Here is a 19196-nt window from a genome sequence, read left to right as displayed (position 1 = left end):
TATCAAAAAGAAAAGCATCCCATTTGGGATGCTTTTCTTTTTGATACTCTTTTTTATTAGTTTTTTGGTTGTGCAGCTTGCGTTTGCATAATCTGCTTTTGTCTTAACAATTCATTTTTTGTTAATTGAATTAAATTAAAGCCAGGTGCTATTTTTAAAGTTTCATCTAAAATATCAACAGCGGCATCAATATTTGCTTTTTTGTCTTTATTATAAGTAGCTAGTGCATTTAAATACATAAATGCAGCTTTTAAAGACACCTCATAAGGTGTTTGAGTCTCATAAAAAGCTTTCTTCATATCATCTTTAGAATTTGCCAAACCATAATTAATATGTTTTTCTGCCTCTGCCAGTTTTTGAGTTTGCAAATTAAGTTCAGCTAATTCATAAGCAATTAAAGCGCTTGGGTTTCTTTTAAACATTTCTTCAAAAAATCCAATGGCTAATTTTGGCTGTTTAACCGATTTTAAAGACAATGCTTTTACCTCAACCGCAATATCAGAATCCGTAGTACTTTTTTCTATTCCGATAGTATTTAGAGCTTGCATATATTTACCTTCGGTCATATATAAATAAGCTAAAGTATCTTTTCTTGCTTCAGATGGCACTAATAAATTTAAATGTGTCATCCCATTTATAATCCCCTGTACATCCCCTTGAGCTTTCATTTGCTTATAATAAGCTTCATAATGTTTTATTAATTCTGAGTTACTTTGTGCGCTTAACATAAAGCTGCTCGCTAATAAAATCAATCCAAATAATCTTTTCATTCCTCTTATATTTATTTTAATTTGCTAAAACTATAAAAAATTAACATTTAATCTCTTAAAAGAATGCTAATTATTTTCGTTTAAGCAAAGTAACTCCCTTTTCTAGAAATTATATGATGTCATTATTCTACTATAATGTATCATTATTCATTAAAATTCCCCTAAAATGAAAAGCATCTTTTTAGGAAAATCTAAAAAAAATAACTATATTTAAGATTACTAAATTTAATTATTATGGGAATAAAAAGTTTTCTGGCTTCACGAAAAAAAACAAAAAAGGCTACTGCTACATCCGATACCCCAATTAAGGTTAGTGATTATATGACCACAAATTTGATTACATTTAGATCTGATCAAGGAATCGAGCAAGTCATTGATGCTATAATAAAACATAGAATTTCAGGAGGACCTGTAATAAATGAAAAAAATGAATTAATAGGCGTTATATCTGAAGGTGATTGTATTAAGCAAATAAGTGAAAGCAGGTATTATAATATGCCTATGGACAAAGACGCCACCGTTGAAAAGCACATGGTTAAAAATGTTGAAACCATTGATGGCAATATGAATATTTTTGATGCTGCCAATAAATTTCTCGACTCTAAACGAAGACGTTTTCCTATTGTTGAAAATGGCAAACTAGTAGGACAGATAAGTCAAAAAGATATTCTTAAAGCAGCTCTGGCCTTAAAAGGGCAAAACTGGAAGTAATTTAATACCAATTGAGTGTGAAGACATTCAAATGCTATGCCTTGAGTCTTTTAAGGCCTTTGGGTGATCTGTAATAATAAGCTTTTCTTTTTCGTCACTTATTAATTCCACAATTTTTGAATACGCATATTCTGGAATGGGTTCGTTTAATGTTTTCCATTTTGCAATACCTGCAACCGTTATTTTTTCACCAACTTCTATGATACCCTCTTCATATCGTAGTGTTTTATTGAATCCAAAAAAACCTTCGCTATCAATATTATATGTTTTAAGCAGTTCCTTAAATTCTGGGGTTGGGTCATTAAATACTCCTGAAGACACTTTTTCATCTTTAACCAAATAACTCTTATAATTTTTAGGGGATGGTACTGGCCTTACTATGACATAACTTCCGTTTTGTTCAAGAAAAAAATCTTGCATCTTTTCTTCATCTACAATAGTCTTCCAATAAGAACTTTTGCCTGAGCTTACCTTTTTTTCTAATTTAATAGTATAAAAAACACATTTTCTTTTACTTAAAGGGGCTACCAAAGGAGCTACAACATGTAATGCTTTTCCATGAACTTTAACAAATTCGTTAGTCTTTAAACTTGCTACTGCTTTTCGTCTTGTTTTGGATAACTTTCTTAATATGACTTGTTTTTTATTAAAATAGTATAGTGCAAACACTAAAATAGATCCTAAAATAACAATAACTGCAATAGGACTTTCAATAAAACTGAGAGCTAATATCATAGAGTGGTTTTATACTATAAGTGTTTATTTTCATTATTTGTTACAAGATTCACCCTTCTCGTTTCACCAATGCATAATAACCCCCTTCCAAAGGTAAGTAGCCTTGATCATACACAAAGTAATAAATAGTGCCTGCTTTTGTTGTATAAATAGTGGTAAAATAATTAAAATCAAAACCTGCTTCTATTAGTTTGGCACGGGATGTTTTTGTTTTTTGTGTTGGATTGAGTGTCTCTAAAATTCTATAATTTTTACGCAACCTATTATTAGTATTGCGGATTAAGTTTTTACTGTCTTTGTTTATTTTATTATTATAAGCATTTCGACAACCATCGCTACAGAATTTCTTATCTATTCTACCAATTATTTTATCGCCACATTCTAAACATTGTTTTTGCATAACTATTTGTTTTCAATTTTATACCAACGGAGTTTTAGTTTTTCTTCTTCATAATAAAAATCTTCGACATACTTTAATCCTATTTTTAAAAGCACATTGTGTGAAGCTTCATTCCCCATTTCTGTTATGCCATATAATTCTGGAAGTTTTAAAACTTTAAAGGCATAATCAACTGCTGCTTTACCAGATTCAGTAGCATAACCCTGTCCCCAAAAACGCTTTATTATTCTGTAGCCTACATCATAAAACTCGGCAAAGCCATTCATAGTATATTCTATATTAAGCTTTAGTCCAGACCATCCCATAAACTCTTGAGTGTCTTTATTAATTATAGCCCAGCGGCCAATACCGCGTTCTTCATATTGATTGATAACACGCTCTAAAATTTTCTGTGACTCCTTTCTAGTTTTTACAGGTTTATTACCTAAGTATTTATGCACTTCGGGATCAGAATCTAACTCGAACATGCCTTCTAAATCACTTAACCTGAGTTCTCTTAAAATTAATCGTTCTGTTTCTATATTAAACGTCATAATAATCTCATTTTTCACCAACTTCCTGCATATCCTAAATCAAGGTTTGTTTTCTGTTTTAAATAATTATAATGATACCTTAAAATTTGTCTGATATGCAAATAGTTATGAGCTAACCAATTCGTTAAAAATAACTTCGCCGACATATCTCCTAATTCAGGGTGTGTTAATTTACTATCCCAATTAGCATTTATCTGACTTTTTAACCATATTACGGATTGTTTTCGTTCTTCAAAAAAGGCTAAAAGTGTTTGGTTATAATCTTTAGTACTATATGCTCTTTCTTTAACCCATCCCTCAGGATCAATTGGTATCAACGCTTTTAAGGGAGTTTCAAGTGCATGCTTTACACGGGCTTTAAAATCGTCTCGTTCTTCATCTAATAAATGACATGCAATTTCTAACAAACTCCATTTTCCAGGCTCAGGTTTCCATAAATATTCCTCATCTCTTTTAGAGATTAAAAGACTTTTAAATACCTGTTGATTGTTTTCTAGTTCTTGTATAATCTCTTTAATAGACATCTGTATTTTATTTATTTAAAATAGGAATAAAAGCTTCCCAAGGACCGACTTCATCTTTATATAGTTTTGCCATAACACGAGTAATTTGAGCTATATGGCCTAAATCATGTGTGACCCAAGTTGCCAGTAATTCTTTTAAAGTCACCTCACCCAATTCCGGATGAGTAGCTTTCATACCAAATTGGGATTCTTTAATTTCTAACTGTTTAAGTGCTTTTAAGTTTTCTACACGTAATTCTGAAAATTCTTTTAATAATTGTTGTAATGTTTTCCCTTTTGAATTTTCAAACTGCGCAAATCTATCAAAAGACTCAAATGTTTTATTCTCTGAATCACTTAAAATAATCCTTGTTCGAATCATCCAATCTGTTTTTTCTCCATGAATTAAATGTCCAACAACATCAAAAACACTCCAGGTATTGTCACCTTCATTAGTATAAATCCATTCATCCGATAAATTTGTAAGCCATGCATTAAGTGTATTTGGTGTACGCTCTAAAATTTCTAATGCTTGTTTTAAATTATATGTCATTTTTTTCTGTCATAGATATTAATACTAGGTCATCTATTAAATCATTCATGTCTAATGCCGTAGTAGCATAATCACAATTTAACTGAACGGCTGCTGCAATCTTTTTATCCGGATAATAAATAAAAATTGAATCGAATCCAGGCATAAACCCAGAATGCCCATAGGCTTTACCTAATTGACTTTCATAAATAAAACTACCCATACCATAAGATCCCTTATTTACAACATCTACACCGTTAGAATTTGGTGTTGTTATTAAGTTCAAAGTTTCTTGAGAAAACAATTTGCCTTCGTAATACAACTTGGCCCATTTCGCTAAATCTGATGTCGTTGAAACCATACCGCCACCTGTCCATTCAAGTTGGGGGTTTATAAAATACTGTCCGTTTTTAACCGTTTTATTTGGCACAAAAAAAGCATCTCCCATATTAGAATATCCAGTAGCAAGATTAGGAATACTCCGTGAAAGAGAAGGATATGTTTGTGAAAGGTTATTAGGTGTTATAAGCTTTGTTTGTACTAAATGATAATATTCTTTTGAAGTTACTTTTTCAATAAGCATCCCCAGTAAGATATAGTTGGTATCTGAATACCCCCAACCCTTTCCAGCTTCATGCACAGGAGCTTCATTAAACACATAAGACAAGCGATCTTTGTAAGACCATACTTTATTAGGATTCTCATTAAGTGATTTCCATAATTCCGGTTTTAACACATATCTGGGTAATCCGCTAGTATGCTGTAATAACATCTCAATCGTGATATCGTCAATATTAGGTAACTTCGATAACCATTCAGTATCTGGGAAATAAACCATAAACTTATCTTGCAGGCTAATTTTGTTAGATTCCACAAGATTCATTAGCAGGGCTACCGCATATGTTTTTCCTATACTTCCGGAAAAAAGAGTATGACTGATACTTAAAGGTTCTTTTTGCTCAACATCTGAATATCCTAATGAATAATTCTCAATATGACCGTCTTCATATACTATAGAATAATTTAACCCGGGTAATTTTTTTTCATCAAGCGCTTTATTAATAGCATGAACGACCTCTTTGCTTTTATTAAACTTTTTCTCAACACGAGTTTTACAGGCAACTAAAAACAGCAAAAATGCGGCTAAATAAAAAATATTTTTTTTCATAAAACGGTTTGTTTATACACATCTGGTAATAGACACTTAATATAAAGAACAAGATATGAAAAAATATCCGTTTACAAACGTTTACAAACAGGAAGTCTTAATCCTGATTTTTCAACAGGTAAAAAACACTCTTTTTTGAAGTCTTAAAAAATACAGTCACTTGTCCTGTAAGTTTTGTGAAGAAAAACTAAAGCAAAAAAAGCGAGACTAGCTCGCTTAAAATTCTAAATATGAAACTAAAATTATTTAAAACGTCTTTTCGAATTCCAAGTGATGGCACTTGAATTTTTAAACATTCTTGTTTTAATTCCAACCTTACTTTCTGCTGATATTTTATTATTATTCATTACTATAATTTTTTACCTAATTTTTATGAGCCGGCAAAAGTAGTCTAATTAATTGTGATAGAATTTATTTTAACATAATTTTTAACAAACAGTTGTTTTTAAGATTATGGAATACTGGATGAACCAAAACAATAAACAAACACAGTCATAAAGAAGCTACATAAACACAACACATAAAGGCCATCAACTTCTCAATAAAATTGCTAATTAAATGTAATTAAATTAATAATGATCTTCAAAATTATGCTTACAATTTGTATTTGCACATTTAGGAAATGTTCCAGTTACATCTCTAAATGCACCACAATTACAGCCGTCTTTTTGGCAATGACCATAGCCACTTTTGATTTCTTTCTTTTCAGTAGTGTTAATTATTGTAAGCGTTTCCATAATTAGAAATTTTAAAAGTTAAAAATCTATTAATCATGATATTAGGAAGGACTCTAAAATACGAAAAATTAATGAATCTAAAACTACTATAGATAGGGACAAGAGCCTAATACTATAGAAGTAGATTGGTTAGTAGAGATAAAAACGTACTTATAGTCATCCTTTTTTTACATTTTAACATAATTGTTTTTTAATCGGCATGCTTTTTGAGGTTAAAAATTTAACTGTTTTTTAAGATTCTATATAGAATAAAAAGATGAACTTCGGTTCGTGTTTTTTATATAAACAGCTACAGATTTTACCTAAATCGAAAATAAAAATATGAAAACAAAGAGGTTTGAACCTATACTTCAAAACCGTGCAGACATTGAACGCACTATCATTGAATTAAAAGTTACTAAAACTAAATATGTAGGTAATAAAATAAAAAAGCAAAGTGAGGTAGCAGCTCTAAAAGATATCTTAAACAAACAAAAGAACTGCGAATCTGAAAAAGCTATGCGTACTAAACTTCGTCAAGAACTGGACGAAATAGAATTTAATATAAAAAAAATCAATCTACAGATTGAGTCAAAAAGAAAGCTATTAGACCCTCAAAGCAATTTGTTAAAACAAATAGAAATTCTAAAAGACAATTATAGTACGTTTTCAAAAGATAAAAGATGTATTCCTAATTTGAGAGCTATGGCTGCAGAGGTTTCTAGAGAATTAGAACACATAATAAATAATAATCTTAAAACTCTATTCTTATAGTATTGTTTACTATAATTTATACTTAAATTGATTTTTAAATTCTCTTGTCCCTTAATAGTGATAGATGCCTTATATAGAAAAAATTATTCGTTTTCAAACGACTACAAACATTTACAAACGACTTTAAATAAGTAAATACCGAATAAAATTTGGAAGCCGTTTCATATTTGCAGTGTTGAATCAATGAAGGTTCAATGGTATTAACTGTTTAACAATTAAATTTAAAATTATGAACACGCTTAGAAACAAAGTACAGTTGATTGGTAACTTAGGAAATGATCCAGAAATCATCAATCTAGAATCGGGAAAAACATTAGCTAAATTTACAATGGCCACAAATGAAAACTACACCAATAATAATGGTGAAAAAATCACAGATACACAATGGCACAATATTGTGGCCTGGGGTAAAACGGCAGAGATCATTGAGAAATATGTAACAAAAGGAAAAGAAATCGCTATTGAAGGCAAATTAACGTCTCGTAGTTATGATGATAAAGAAGGAAATAAACGATATATCACTGAAGTTGTTTGTAACGAATTGTTAATGTTAGGAAAATAACAACAATTGTCAAACATCTTAATGAAGGTGTATAAAAAAACTACTAGTGTCATTTTGAGCGCAGTCGAAAAATCTTAAAAATACTATAAGAAATATTCAATATATAGTGAGATTCTTCATTTCATTCTGAATGACACTTTTTAAACAGCTTCTTTATTTTTTAGCATTATCAACATTATAATACCCCCCTTTATTTTCCTTTCTATCCAAAGATTGTCTAATAATTAAGTGAGACACGTTAATCATATTACGTAATTCACAAAGCGAGGTGGTTATTTTAGATTCTTTATAAAGATCTTCAACTTCATTATAAATTAAATCTAAATGTTTGATAGCTCTTTTTAAGCGCTTATTACTTCTTACAATCCCAACATAATCTCTCATCAAAGCCTGTAACTGCTTTAGGTTATGTTGTATTAAAATATGCTCTTCGGTAATAGTTGTTCCCTCATCATTCCAATCTGGGATTATTAAATCAGTCAATTTATAATCATGCTTACTATGATATTTAAAAATATTGTGAGCATACACCAAAGCCTCTAATAACGAATTTGACGCCAACCTATTAGCACCATGCAAACCTGTTCTAGTACACTCACCACAGGCAAATAAATTATTAATAGTTGTTTTTCCTTTTTTATTAACTTTAATACCTCCGCACAAATAATGAGATGCGGGAATGACAGGAATCCAATCGGTTTCAATATCTATATGATGCTCTAAACACTTTTTATAAATATTAGGAAAATGGTTTTTAAAGGCTTCTATATCTAAATGTGTACAGTCTAAATACACATGAGGCTCTCCAGATTTTTTTAATTCGCTGTCTATACTCTGGGACACAATATCTCTGGAAGCTAATTCGGCACGGTCATCATAATCAGGCATAAAACGATGACCTTTTTTATTGCGAAGATGTGCTCCAAAACCTCTAACAGCCTCTGAAATTAAAAATGAAGATTCTCCTTTTTCTTCATACAAAGCCGTTGGATGAAACTGAACAAACTCCATATCTTTAATCCGTGCTTTGGCTCTGTAAGCCATGGCAATACCATCGCCCGTTGCAATAACCGGATTTGTTGTATGTCCATATACGCAACCTATACCTCCAGAAGCGAGCAGTGTACTGTTTGCTTTTATCGTAAAAATATCTCCTGTATTTTGGTTAAATATATAAGCCCCAAAACACGATAAGGTTTCGGATTTATAGCTTTCTATATGGTGATTAGTAACTAAATCTATTGCAAAATGATGGGGTAATATAGTGATATTTGATAATTGATGTGCGCGTTCTAATAGTGCACGTTCTATCTCGTAACCCGTAATATCTTTATGATGAACTACTCGATACTCCGAATGCCCGCCTTCTTTTCCTAAATCAAATTTTCCGCTGGCATTAACATCAAAATTTGCCCCCCAAAGCAATAGTTCTTTCAGTCGTTTTGGTCCTTCTTCAATAACCAGTTTAACGACGTCTTCATTACACAAACCATCACCGGCAATTAAGGTATCTTTAATATGTTTTTTAAAGGAATCTTGTTCTTTATTTAAAACCACGGCAACACCGCCTTGAGCATATTTAGTATTGGATTCGTCTTCGTTAGCTTTTGTAACAACAATAATCTTTCTATCCGGGAATTTCTCCGCAATTTTAACCGAAAACGTTAAGCCTGCTATTCCAGAACCAATAACCAAATAATCTGTAGTAATCATTTTTTATTTAGATAGTTCTAACATACGCTCAATAGGTAACAAGGCTTTTTTTCTAATTGGTTCGGGTACTTCAATTTGTGGTGATTCGTTTAATAAACAATCATACAATTTTTGCATGGTATTCATTTTCATAAAATGACACTCACTACAAGCACAGGTATTATCTTCTACAGCGGGTGCTGGAACCAGTTCTGTATTTGGCATTTCCTGTTGCATTTTATGCAAAATACCTGCTTCCGTAGCAACAATGAATTTCTGTTCTTGATGCTCTTTTACATAATTTATCATGCCTGAGGTAGATCCAACATAGGTTGCGGTATCTAAAATATGCTCCTCAGATTCTGGATGTGCTATAATTTTATAATCTGGATATTTTTTATGCAATTCAATTAATTTATCCATAGAAAAGGCTTCATGCACAATACAACTACCGTCCCAAAGTAACATATCTCTTCCCGTTTCTTTAATAACATATTTTCCAAGATTCTTATCTGGAGCAAAAATAATAGGCGTGTCTTTTGGTACTGATTCAACAATCTTTAAGGCATTTGAAGAAGTACATACAATATCACTTAAAGCCTTAATTTCTGCCGAACAGTTTACATAAGTAATGACAATATGATCTGGATGTTGTTTGGTAAATTTTTCGAAACTATCTGGCGGACAAGAATCTGCCAGAGAACATCCTGCATTTAAATCGGGCAATACAACCGTTTTCGAAGGATTTAATATTTTAGCAGTTTCTGCCATAAAATGTACCCCTGCAAATACAATAACATCTGCATCTGTTTCGGCTGCTTTTTGTGATAAGCCCAAACTATCTCCTACATAATCTGCTATATCCTGTATTTCTGGAACTTGATAATAATGCGCTAGAATGACAGCATTCTTTTCTTTTTTAAGGCGTTTTATTTCTTTTACTAAATCCATTTTATTAATCTTCACAACATTACACAACAAACTAATGTTTCGATAATATCATTATTTATGCAAATATCTTAATTAAAACTGTATTCAAAATCACATTGCATTAAAAATTGTGAAGAAATTAAGCATCTTCAAAAAAATCATGAGATAAAGGAATCTAACTCAAATAAACACTTTAATATTTCATGAGTTCATATCTATTGATTTTTATTCGTCACATGTAGCATCCATATAACCATTGTCTTTGGGTATCAAACTTTTAGTTATGGATGTTTCATGAAAATAGAATTTCATTCTATAGAACTCATCTTAATTTTTTATAAGGTATTAGCTTTTAATTGATAAACTTTCAATTTCAACTTTAATTAAACTTAAAGTTCTTTCACTTTTATCTAATTCATTTAGAACAACGTCTTTAATATCTTCAAAAGTATTTTTTAATTCACAAAACATCGTTTTATAATAAGAAACCCCTTCTTTCATATTGTTTGTAAAAGTCAGCAAGTATTTTTCTTCTTTTTTTGTTATTGACTTTCTTGCTTCGTCTAATTTATTCTTTAAATAATCTATATAAATATGTAATTCTTTAATAAAGAAATTGGGTCTATCATGCCTAGAAACCATATTATCTCTTCCATAAATATGGTCTGTAATATTCTTTAAACTCATAATATTTGAATAATATGCCATATTAGGACCAGGGCAAATAGACACCCCTTTTCCTTCTACTTTTGTATCTAAATTGTATGCCAATAATGCAGAAGTACCCAAGCCCACACAGGTACAAGATTTCTCAATTATTTTATTAAACTTAGCTTGATATTCTTCTAATGGCAACCCTTGTTCGTCTAACTCTTTGATTTTTAAATATTGATATTCTCTAGAAGCGGTACAAATCCCTTTTTCTTTAAATTCTTTATTTAAAGCCACAAACTTCTTAGGGCAAGCACTGCCTGGCCTTCCTTTATTAATATTTCCCTCCTTTTCAATGTCTTTAGTATTGTCTCTAAGGTTATTAAATGGAATCCCTAATGGCGAAATATCACTTAAGTACAAATCGGCCTCTTTAGCTTTAGTTAACTTATCTAACGTTTTTTCATCTACAGTAGTTGCTTCCGGGACTAACAAAAAAGGAGTTCCCCAACCGACGGAATCTAATTGGTATTGGTTTAATAGAAACTCATGTTCTTCTTGAGTTCCGACACCTCCTTGTGCAGAAATTTTTAAAGTTAATGGTGTTTCAGAAACTGACCGACCTTGATTTATTAATTCTTGATTTAACAGGTCTTGAATGGAGCTTCTTAACTCTTCCCGTTTTTCTTTAAATTCGGCTAAAACAGGCCCTAATAGATACCCGTTGGTAGCAAAAGCATGACCGCCACAATTTAGCCCAGACTCAATCCTATATTCTGAAACCCATAACCCTTTTTTTGCTAAAAATTTACCTTGAATTAATGCCGATTTATAATCACTTACTTTTAAAATGATTCTCTTTTTAAAGATGCCTTCATCTGAAGGGTAAAAATCATCAAACTGCCCCATATAGCTATACAATCTGGGGTTCATTCCTGCGGAAAGCACCACGGAAGAGTTCAACTTGCTATTCACAAAACCTCTTAAAGCTGCATGCGCATCGTTATATTCAATAGATAACTTTTCACCCTTAACATAGTTGTCTTTATCAACTTTGGTCATGATATTAACATCAACGGCTCCCATAGATAAATTATTAGTTGCCCACTTTTTAATCTCTAAAAAATTAAACTCTTTTGAGGTTAACTTTTTAAATTCATCCTTTATTTTAGAACTATCTGGCAGCATGTTAATATAAGCGCGAAGCTCATCACTTTTTTCAGCAGTTATATTCTTTAATAATTCAAATTTTCTATCAGCTAGATCATTTATTAAATTTAAATAAGACGTGATCCTTTTTGCTCTAAAATCATCTATTTTATCTGTAATTTCCTTGTAAGGAACCTCAAATTTTTCACTATACATTTTTCTTAATTTCTCTAATAGAATATCATCAACTAAAGAAATCACAGAATCCATCCCGTATTGTGCCACTTTTAATGGTGTGTCAATTGTAAAACCAATACCCATTACAGGAATGTGAAACGAATGTGCTTTTTTCATACTTATCATGTTAATCGGCAAATATATTATGTCTAATAGGTATAGAACATGACATATATCATACTTTAAATTTTTGAGCCCCTTAAAAAAGCCCAAAAGTCACACATTTTCATTGATACCTCTTACAAAAATACTGTACAGCAAACATCTCACGGGTTCTAAATTTGCATCGACTACAAAACAATATCCGCAACAGGAATACGAAACGAATTGTAAAGAAACTAGGATAGCCCCTGTTTTTTTTAATTATTCATAATTAGAATTCATCAAACTAAAAAAATCAATAAATCTTAATCTAGTCTTCGCGCTTTAGTTAAAGCTTCACTACTTTTACAGTTAATTTTCAATAGAACGAAATTATGTCGGTAGAGCCTAAATTAACACGATTTAAACAAAGTGTACTGTCTAAATATCAAATATACAACAGTATATTTATGACATTGCCATTTGATACCATTACAAAAACAGGAATCCTGCTTCCTTTATTTCATGAAACCTGTGAAAAAGGTTTTGAATGGGGGGAAGACCCTACAACTATTGTTGATACATTCTTTAAAAAATACCAAGGCAGACGCTCTAAAGAAAGTCAAATAAACTTACTGTTTCGTTTTATTCAATATATAGAAAGACAAGTGGTATTATTTGATGCTATTGAAGATGCTGCATTCCCTATAGTTAATAATATGGAAGGTATTGGTACTTTAAGAAATCTTAAAGAGACCGCTAGTTCAGAGAACAGATTAGAAGCATTAAAAAACTATCTTGAAGAATTTAAAGTACGTATTGTTTTAACAGCACATCCTACACAGTTCTATCCCGGCTCTGTTTTAGGAATCATCACAGATTTAACTGAAGCTATTAAAGAAAATAATCTGTCAGATATAAATAATTTATTTGGTCAATTAGGAAAAACCCCTTTCTTTAAACACAAAAAACCAACACCTTATGACGAGGCAAAAAGTTTAATTTGGTACTTAGAGAATGTATTCTATCAATCGTTTGGTGAAATTTACAATTACATTCAGCAAAATATTTATGATGATGGTAAAAAACATAACGAAATTATAAATATTGGCTTTTGGCCCGGAGGTGATCGTGATGGAAATCCGTTTGTAAAACCAGACACTACTTTAAAAGTTGCCGACAAATTAAAACAAGCTATCTTAAAGAAATACTATTCTGATCTTAAAAAATTAAGACGCAAACTCACCTTTAGGGGTGTAGAAGAACGTATTATAAGATTAGAAACTATACTATATAATTATAGTGTTGATTTAAATGCAAAAGAGACAATTACATCTAAAGAGCTCATCTTAGAATTATTAAGCATTAGAAATCTCATTGTAAAGGAACATCAATCTTTATACGTAGGAGAAGTAAACAACTTAATAAATAGAGTGCGTCTTTTTGGTTATTATTTTGCTACTCTGGATATTAGACAGGATAGTAGAATTCATCATACCGTTTTCACAACAGTCATAGATCATTTAATTGAAACAGGAAGTAGTTCATTCCCTAAAAATTATCATGATTTATCTGAAACAGAACAAATTAAAATATTATCTGAGGCTTCAAACACTTCTATCGATATCAGTGTTTTTAAAGATGAAATGGTTTCTAACACTTTAAAAACCATTGAAGCCATTAAAAGTATTCAAGAAACTAATGGTGAGCGAGGTGCCAACAGATATATTATAAGTAACAACCAAACTGCTTTAAATGTCATGCAACTTTTTGCCATGCTTAAACTGGTTACATTCAAAGATAACCTAACGGTTGATGTTGTTCCACTTTTTGAAACTATTACTGATTTAGAAAATGCCCCTAGCGTTATGGAGCAATTGTATACCAACCCTGCATACATGGAGCATTTAAAAAGTAGAGGCAACAAGCAAACCATCATGCTAGGATTTTCGGACGGCACTAAAGACGGTGGCTATTTAATGGCAAACTGGGGAATTTTCAAAGCAAAAGAGTTGTTAACGGAAATGTCTAGAAAATATGATATTACTGCCATATTTTTTGACGGTCGAGGTGGTCCACCAGCAAGAGGCGGTGGTAAAACACATCAATTTTACTCATCTCTTGGCCCAACCATTGAAGACAAAGAAGTACAATTGACCATTCAAGGACAAACCATTAGTTCTAATTTTGGAACTTTAGAGTCTTCGCAATATAACCTAGAACAGCTAATTAGTTCTGGGGTTTCTAACCGTTTGGATGAGAATAAATCTGCCATGTCTCCTGACGACAAGCTTGTTATGAACGATTTAGCTGAAATAAGCTATCAAACCTATAAAGACTTTAAAGGACACCCTATGTTTATTCCTTATTTGGAAAGAATGAGTACTTTAAAGTATTATGCTAAAACCAATATTGGTAGTAGGCCATCGAAACGATCTAATTCCAGCGAGTTAGTGTTTTCAGACCTAAGAGCTATTCCGTTTGTAGGTTCATGGAGTCAATTAAAACAGAATGTTCCTGGTTTCTTTGGTGTTGGTACGGCCCTAAAAAAGTATGAAGACGATGGCCAATTTGATAAAGTAGAGCAACTTTATAATAATTCGAAATTCTTCAAGACCTTATTAGAAAACAGTATGATGTCTTTATCAAAATCGTTTTTCAATTTAACTAAATATATGTCCAGAGACCCTGAATTTGGTAAATTTTGGAATATCATCCACGATGAATATATCTCTACCAAAAGACTTCTTTTAAAACTTACAGGCTATGAGAAATTAATGGAAAACGAACCTTCTGGAAAAGCTTCTATTGAAGTTAGAGAATCCATTGTTTTACCGTTATTAACTATCCAACAGTATGCGCTTAAAAAGATTCAAGAATTAGAAAAAGCAGACGTAAAGGACGAGGAGCAAATAAAAATCTTCGAGAAGCTAGTAACACGTTCTTTATTTGGTAATATTAATGCTAGTAGAAATTCGGCTTAAAAACTATTAGAAATATCAAACACAAACAAGCCTTCGATAATCATTATTGAAGGCTTGTTTATTTCATGTCTAGTCCCAAAAAAAGTTTACATATTTATACTTAATCCTAAAATAGATTTACAACTTGATCTTACCACCACTAGGATATCCTAGTGGTGGCGAGCATACTATACCCGAGCGGAGATTTTAAATGATCGAACATATTATGCTAGTGTAGTCAATGAAAAAGGAAAGCTAATTGATAAAAACTTTATTACATACACTAGATAAAACAGAATTAGAATTATTAAAAAAATTATTGAATTTAAAAAACATAACCACTGATATTTAACATTGCCTAACAACACCTATATAATAATGCGGGTTACGGATTAATTGAAAAATTATTATCTTTTTAGTTTGTCGCTAAAGATTTTAATTTAGTATTTTAGGAAAAACAAAATATAAACTTTTGCTAAGTGTCTTCCCGAAAATCTATGGTTTTCTGCTCCCGCACTAAACATTGTTAAACGCTAAACTTAATAAAACAAAACGAAAAAATGGAACCTACTTATGTCATTTACATTATCTCTATCATTTTTACTGGAATAGGGCTTTGGATTTTATTTTATGTATTCAAAAAATGGAACCCAAATTATGTTCCTAGAAAGATTACAGCCAAAATTATTAGAAATCTCTTTGGTTCAAAAGGCTCACGTATTTTTTCTGGAATAATGGGTACTATTATTTTAATTTTTGGAATAGGGCTTTTTTATTTGGAATCTACTCGAGAATCAAGACATTTATCCAATAAAGAAAAAACTTATATCAAAACTGATAATATTCAAATAACACAACATAGTGATAATTCAATACTTCACACAACTCTAAAAATTGAACAACAAAAAATCTCAAGAATAGGTAAAGATCATTTAAAAAATTATAAAACAATTAGTTTCGATGGAAATGGATTAGAAAACATTCCTAATATTATATGGGATATGACTAATCTTAGAATACTCGATTTATCGAATAATGAATTAACAGAAATACATCAGTATAAGGATAAAATACAAAAATTTGAAGAACTGAATTTAATCATTTTGGACAACAATCCAATGGACTCTTTGTACGTTAAAAAAATCAACCAAGAATTTTTCTATGATCAGATACAATATAAAGGAATATTGAACTAAAATGATTAAGCCTGACACAGGCAATTACCTGAACGAGGTTATTTAAACAATTAATCAACAAAGAAACTGCAAACCATATTTTCTTTGATAATGGCAATAAAAAAGGGCCTCTTATATTTACATAAGACGCCCTTAATAATATTAACTAAATTAAATTTATTTAATGCTCATTCATTCTAAAATCGGAGTAAGCACTCATACCATGTTCATGGTTATCTAAGCCTTCTAACTCTTCTCTTTCAGAGACTCTAATGCCAACCGTTTTCTTAAGCGTAAATATAATAAGGAACGATGTTACCAAACAAAATACGGCATAACAAACCACACCAATTAATTGAGCAACAAAAGTATGCTCAGGGTTGGTTGAAAACAGACCAACAGCAAGCGTACCCCAAACGCCACAAATTAAGTGTACAGCGATCGCTCCAACGGGATCATCTAGCCTTAATCTATCAATACAGCTTACTGCAAAAACAATTAGAGCACCTGCAACAGCGCCAATTAAAATAGCACTCTCAGGAGTCATGACATCTGCTCCAGCAGTAATACCTACTAAACCTCCTAAAATACCATTTAAGAACATGGTTAAATCTAAATTCTTATATCTTAAAAATGACACTAAAGCAGCAACAACACCACCTGCAGCGGCAGCTAAACATGTAGTCACTAATGTTAAAGACGTTAATTCCGGGTCTGCAGAAAGGACAGAACCACCATTAAATCCAAACCATCCTAACCAAAGCACTAAAACACCCGCAGTTGCTAAAGGAATATTATGCCCTGGAATCGCTTGTGGTTTACCATCTTTAAATTTACCGATTCTAGAACCCAATAACCAAACTGCGACTAAAGCAGCCCATCCTCCTACAGAATGTACCAAAGTAGAACCAGCGAAATCATAAAACCCTAATTCATCTAAGAATCCACCACCCCATTTCCATGATCCTGCAATTGGATAAACCAAACCTACATATATTACTGTGAAGATCATAAATGGTCCAATTTTCATACGCTCAGCGACAGCACCAGAAACGATAGTTGCAGCAGTTGCAGCAAACATCCCTTGAAATAAAAAGTCTGTCCACCATGTATAGCCTCCATCTGCATATTCTGGAGTCATCCCATTCTCAGGTGGCGAAATACCAGGAACTAATGATCCTATGTATCCATTAAACTCTCCCGGATACATTAAATTAAACCCAATTAAATAGTATAATAGAAGACCAACTGTAATAATAAAAATGTTTTTGAATAAAATATTGATTGTGTTTTTTTGTCTGGTCAATCCTATTTCTAAAAATGCAAAACCCGTGTGCATAAAGAAAACCAGTGCTGTACAGATCATCATCCATACATTATTTGCTGTAAATAATTCCATAATATAATTTTTTAAATGATGATTATTATTTTAAAGTGTCTCCACCTTTATCCCCTGTTCTTATTCTGTAACATTCTTTAATATCTGATACAAATATTTTTCCGTCTCCCACTTCACCTGTTCCGGCTGAATTAAGAATTGCCTGAATAGTTACTTCTTCAAAATCATCATTTACAACAATGGATAAATGTCTTCGTTGAATATCACTTGTACTATATGACACCCCTCTGTATACGTGCCCTTCTTTTTCATTTCCTAAACCAGTAACATCCCAGTAAGAGAAAAAGTTTACGCCAACATCGTGTAACGCTTCTTTAACAACACGATATTTTGATTTTCTAATAATTGCTTCTATTTTCTTCATGATTGTATTATTTTGTTTTTGTTAGAAAGAATATATAGCAGCCAATGTAAAAGCAGCTAAGCTTTTTGTTGGCTCTAAATCTGAATTAAAATAAACGTCTTCAGAATTACTATCTAAGCGTAATTCAGGTTTTATTATTAAGTTTTCTAGTGTATAACTCCCCGTTAGAGTAAGGGCGAATACATTTGGCTCGTCTGTTGCACCATCAATCATCCAGTTAAAATATTCCCCTCTTAAGCCAATTGAGAAATCATCAGAGGTTGCCAATTGTGGATATAAAGCAGCACCATAAAATCCATTTCCGTCATTATCTGCATAGGCACCATTAATACCTAAGAAGAAATCATCAGATAAATCAAACCCACCTGTGTAATCAATTTCAAACCCAAGAACGACACCAGAGTCATAATAGAAATTTAAAAACTGACCTGCATACCCTAATTGAGCCCCTAAAGCGTAGTCTCCTGTAGTATTACTATTAACATCTGTTGCATTCATAACAGCCAACATGAGGCTAAAATCGTCTGATAATGCAAAATCTGCTTTTAAACCTACATGAGAAAATGGCCCGTTAGAGAATAAATAAGACGTGCTGTAGTTAAAATTTGCTGCAGGTGAGATCACCTCGTATCCTAAATACGTATTAAATCTACCTAAAGTCAATGTGGTTCCTTCGGATACATTCCAATATGCAAACAATTGATTTAAATTAAATCCACCAGTAGCAGCATCTGCTCTAGGTCCGAAAGCCACATCTGCAACAAACCCTGTTTTTTCGTTTTTATAACTGGCAATAATATTTGCCATACCTAATGCAAAACCAGTCTCATCTGCAAAAGAAGTTCCAAAAGACTGAAATTCGTCTGCATTATTTCCAAATATAGCTTCATCTGTCGATGTTAAATTTGTTTTGTAATAAGCATCAACGGTCCCGCTTATAGATACTTTCTTCTCAGAAGCTTCTTCTTGTCCAAATAAAACCGTAACCATAAAAAGCATTGAAAGCGTCATTAATTTTTTCATAATCATTTTCGTTTTAGTCATTAATTTTTAGTGTTTATTTTCTAATTAACAAGGCGAAACTATATAAAAAACATATATACCCTATAAAAAATAGGGGTTCAAATTGTATTTTTATCAATATTGTATTT

The 19196-nt window shown here is 31.6% G+C and carries 19 protein-coding genes; 5 read left to right on the top strand and 14 right to left on the bottom strand.

Going from position 1 to position 19196, the window contains the following annotated elements:
• Nucleotides 1–56: 56 nt before the first annotated feature.
• Nucleotides 57–770: a tetratricopeptide repeat protein gene (locus Q4Q47_RS10205; protein WP_303306556.1), complete on the bottom strand. Its 714-nt coding sequence runs from the start codon at nt 768–770 to the stop codon at nt 57–59.
• Between the two features lie 234 nt (nt 771–1004).
• Between Q4Q47_RS10205 and Q4Q47_RS10200 the strand changes: the two genes are divergently transcribed.
• Entirely contained in the window at nt 1005–1481 is a 477-nt protein-coding gene (locus tag Q4Q47_RS10200) for a CBS domain-containing protein (protein WP_303306555.1), read from the top strand.
• 27 nt (nt 1482–1508) lie between these two features.
• Here the strand turns inward: Q4Q47_RS10200 and Q4Q47_RS10195 are convergent, their stop codons facing one another.
• The 7 genes from Q4Q47_RS10195 to Q4Q47_RS10165 form a co-directional block, all read right to left on the bottom strand.
• Nucleotides 1509–2216, bottom strand: a complete 708-nt coding sequence (locus tag Q4Q47_RS10195) for a hypothetical protein (RefSeq protein ID WP_303306554.1) — start codon at nt 2214–2216, stop codon at nt 1509–1511.
• Nucleotides 2217–2265: 49 nt separating this feature from the next.
• The gene (locus tag Q4Q47_RS10190; RefSeq protein WP_303306553.1) at nt 2266–2616 is read right to left on the bottom strand and encodes a hypothetical protein; all 351 of its coding nucleotides are present in this window, start codon (nt 2614–2616) and stop codon (nt 2266–2268) included.
• 2 nt (nt 2617–2618) lie between these two features.
• Complete coding sequence (locus Q4Q47_RS10185; protein ID WP_303306552.1) at nt 2619–3149, bottom strand: GNAT family N-acetyltransferase; 531 nt, start codon at nt 3147–3149, stop codon at nt 2619–2621.
• Nucleotides 3150–3163: 14 nt separating this feature from the next.
• Nucleotides 3164–3673, bottom strand: a complete 510-nt coding sequence (locus Q4Q47_RS10180; protein ID WP_303306551.1) for a DinB family protein — start codon at nt 3671–3673, stop codon at nt 3164–3166.
• A 7-nt stretch (nt 3674–3680) separates the two neighbouring features.
• The gene (locus tag Q4Q47_RS10175) at nt 3681–4205 is read right to left on the bottom strand and encodes a DinB family protein (protein WP_303306550.1); all 525 of its coding nucleotides are present in this window, start codon (nt 4203–4205) and stop codon (nt 3681–3683) included.
• Nucleotides 4195–5352, bottom strand: coding sequence for a serine hydrolase domain-containing protein (locus tag Q4Q47_RS10170; protein WP_303306549.1), 1158 nt, complete (start codon nt 5350–5352; stop codon nt 4195–4197). Before Q4Q47_RS10170 ends, Q4Q47_RS10175 begins: the two co-directional genes overlap by 11 nt.
• 569 nt (nt 5353–5921) lie before the next feature.
• Complete coding sequence (locus tag Q4Q47_RS10165; RefSeq protein ID WP_303306548.1) at nt 5922–6089, bottom strand: hypothetical protein; 168 nt, start codon at nt 6087–6089, stop codon at nt 5922–5924.
• 321 nt (nt 6090–6410) lie between these two features.
• On the opposite strand from Q4Q47_RS10165, the gene Q4Q47_RS10160 reads away from it, so the two are divergent.
• Nucleotides 6411–6842 (top strand): hypothetical protein, encoded by a 432-nt coding sequence (locus Q4Q47_RS10160; RefSeq protein WP_303306547.1) that lies wholly within the window; start codon nt 6411–6413, stop codon nt 6840–6842.
• Nucleotides 6843–7071: 229 nt separating this feature from the next.
• On the top strand, nt 7072–7404 hold the full coding sequence (locus tag Q4Q47_RS10155; protein WP_303306546.1) for a single-stranded DNA-binding protein: 333 nt from the start codon (nt 7072–7074) through the stop codon (nt 7402–7404).
• A gap of 153 nt (nt 7405–7557) precedes the next feature.
• Here Q4Q47_RS10155 and nadB read toward each other — a convergent pair whose 3' ends face one another.
• The 3 genes from nadB to Q4Q47_RS10140 all read right to left on the bottom strand — a co-directional run bounded on the left by nadB (nt 7558) and on the right by Q4Q47_RS10140 (nt 12180).
• Complete coding sequence (gene nadB / locus Q4Q47_RS10150) at nt 7558–9117, bottom strand: L-aspartate oxidase (RefSeq protein WP_303306545.1); 1560 nt, start codon at nt 9115–9117, stop codon at nt 7558–7560.
• A gap of 3 nt (nt 9118–9120) precedes the next feature.
• Entirely contained in the window at nt 9121–10047 is a 927-nt protein-coding gene (gene nadA, locus Q4Q47_RS10145) for a quinolinate synthase NadA (protein WP_303306544.1), read from the bottom strand.
• 324 nt (nt 10048–10371) lie between these two features.
• A complete protein-coding gene (locus tag Q4Q47_RS10140) occupies nt 10372–12180 on the bottom strand; it encodes a hypothetical protein (RefSeq protein ID WP_303306543.1) in 1809 nt (602 codons plus the stop codon).
• 359 nt (nt 12181–12539) lie between these two features.
• Here Q4Q47_RS10140 and Q4Q47_RS10135 point away from each other — a divergent pair, with 359 nt between their 5' ends.
• Both Q4Q47_RS10135 and Q4Q47_RS10130 read left to right on the top strand, forming a co-directional pair.
• Nucleotides 12540–15128: a phosphoenolpyruvate carboxylase gene (locus Q4Q47_RS10135; RefSeq protein WP_303306542.1), complete on the top strand. Its 2589-nt coding sequence runs from the start codon at nt 12540–12542 to the stop codon at nt 15126–15128.
• A 539-nt stretch (nt 15129–15667) separates the two neighbouring features.
• A complete protein-coding gene (locus Q4Q47_RS10130) occupies nt 15668–16303 on the top strand; it encodes a hypothetical protein (protein ID WP_303306541.1) in 636 nt (211 codons plus the stop codon).
• A gap of 160 nt (nt 16304–16463) precedes the next feature.
• On the opposite strand, the gene Q4Q47_RS10125 is transcribed toward Q4Q47_RS10130, so the two are convergent.
• Genes Q4Q47_RS10125 through Q4Q47_RS10115 form a run of 3 tightly spaced genes read right to left on the bottom strand, consistent with a single transcriptional unit; the run spans nt 16464 to nt 19068 of the window.
• Nucleotides 16464–17681: an ammonium transporter gene (locus Q4Q47_RS10125; protein WP_303306540.1), complete on the bottom strand. Its 1218-nt coding sequence runs from the start codon at nt 17679–17681 to the stop codon at nt 16464–16466.
• Between the two features lie 25 nt (nt 17682–17706).
• Nucleotides 17707–18045 carry a P-II family nitrogen regulator gene (locus Q4Q47_RS10120; RefSeq protein ID WP_303306539.1) on the bottom strand — a complete coding sequence of 113 codons (339 nt, stop codon included), beginning with the start codon at nt 18043–18045 and terminating at the stop codon, nt 17707–17709.
• Between the two features lie 21 nt (nt 18046–18066).
• On the bottom strand, nt 18067–19068 hold the full coding sequence (locus tag Q4Q47_RS10115; protein WP_303306538.1) for an outer membrane beta-barrel protein: 1002 nt from the start codon (nt 19066–19068) through the stop codon (nt 18067–18069).
• Nucleotides 19069–19196 lie beyond the last annotated feature (128 nt).

The organism is Flavivirga spongiicola (assembly GCF_030540825.1).
GTDB lineage: Bacteria > Bacteroidota > Bacteroidia > Flavobacteriales > Flavobacteriaceae > Flavivirga > Flavivirga spongiicola.
This window is presented reverse-complemented; position numbering and strand designations above follow the sequence as displayed.

Excerpts from the sequence above, each read along its gene's own strand:
- Q4Q47_RS10195 (WP_303306554.1), bottom strand. The coding sequence starts at position 2,216 with ATGATATTAGCTCTCAGTTTTATTGAAAGTCCTATTGCAGTTATTGTT.
- Q4Q47_RS10185 (WP_303306552.1), bottom strand. The coding sequence starts at position 3,149 with ATGACGTTTAATATAGAAACAGAACGATTAATTTTAAGAGAACTCAGG.
- Q4Q47_RS10200 (WP_303306555.1), top strand. The coding sequence starts at position 1,005 with ATGGGAATAAAAAGTTTTCTGGCTTCACGAAAAAAAACAAAAAAGGCT.
- Q4Q47_RS10205 (WP_303306556.1), bottom strand. The coding sequence starts at position 770 with ATGAAAAGATTATTTGGATTGATTTTATTAGCGAGCAGCTTTATGTTA.
- nadA (WP_303306544.1), bottom strand. The coding sequence starts at position 10,047 with ATGGATTTAGTAAAAGAAATAAAACGCCTTAAAAAAGAAAAGAATGCT.
- Q4Q47_RS10165 (WP_303306548.1), bottom strand. The coding sequence starts at position 6,089 with ATGGAAACGCTTACAATAATTAACACTACTGAAAAGAAAGAAATCAAA.
- Q4Q47_RS10180 (WP_303306551.1), bottom strand. The coding sequence starts at position 3,673 with ATGTCTATTAAAGAGATTATACAAGAACTAGAAAACAATCAACAGGTA.
- nadB (WP_303306545.1), bottom strand. The coding sequence starts at position 9,117 with ATGATTACTACAGATTATTTGGTTATTGGTTCTGGAATAGCAGGCTTA.
- Q4Q47_RS10175 (WP_303306550.1), bottom strand. The coding sequence starts at position 4,205 with ATGACATATAATTTAAAACAAGCATTAGAAATTTTAGAGCGTACACCA.
- Q4Q47_RS10135 (WP_303306542.1), top strand. The coding sequence starts at position 12,540 with ATGTCGGTAGAGCCTAAATTAACACGATTTAAACAAAGTGTACTGTCT.
- Q4Q47_RS10170 (WP_303306549.1), bottom strand. The coding sequence starts at position 5,352 with ATGAAAAAAAATATTTTTTATTTAGCCGCATTTTTGCTGTTTTTAGTT.
- Q4Q47_RS10130 (WP_303306541.1), top strand. The coding sequence starts at position 15,668 with ATGGAACCTACTTATGTCATTTACATTATCTCTATCATTTTTACTGGA.
- Q4Q47_RS10125 (WP_303306540.1), bottom strand. The coding sequence starts at position 17,681 with ATGGAATTATTTACAGCAAATAATGTATGGATGATGATCTGTACAGCA.
- Q4Q47_RS10160 (WP_303306547.1), top strand. The coding sequence starts at position 6,411 with ATGAAAACAAAGAGGTTTGAACCTATACTTCAAAACCGTGCAGACATT.
- Q4Q47_RS10115 (WP_303306538.1), bottom strand. The coding sequence starts at position 19,068 with ATGAAAAAATTAATGACGCTTTCAATGCTTTTTATGGTTACGGTTTTA.
- Q4Q47_RS10155 (WP_303306546.1), top strand. The coding sequence starts at position 7,072 with ATGAACACGCTTAGAAACAAAGTACAGTTGATTGGTAACTTAGGAAAT.
- Q4Q47_RS10120 (WP_303306539.1), bottom strand. The coding sequence starts at position 18,045 with ATGAAGAAAATAGAAGCAATTATTAGAAAATCAAAATATCGTGTTGTT.
- Q4Q47_RS10190 (WP_303306553.1), bottom strand. The coding sequence starts at position 2,616 with ATGCAAAAACAATGTTTAGAATGTGGCGATAAAATAATTGGTAGAATA.
- Q4Q47_RS10140 (WP_303306543.1), bottom strand. The coding sequence starts at position 12,180 with ATGAAAAAAGCACATTCGTTTCACATTCCTGTAATGGGTATTGGTTTT.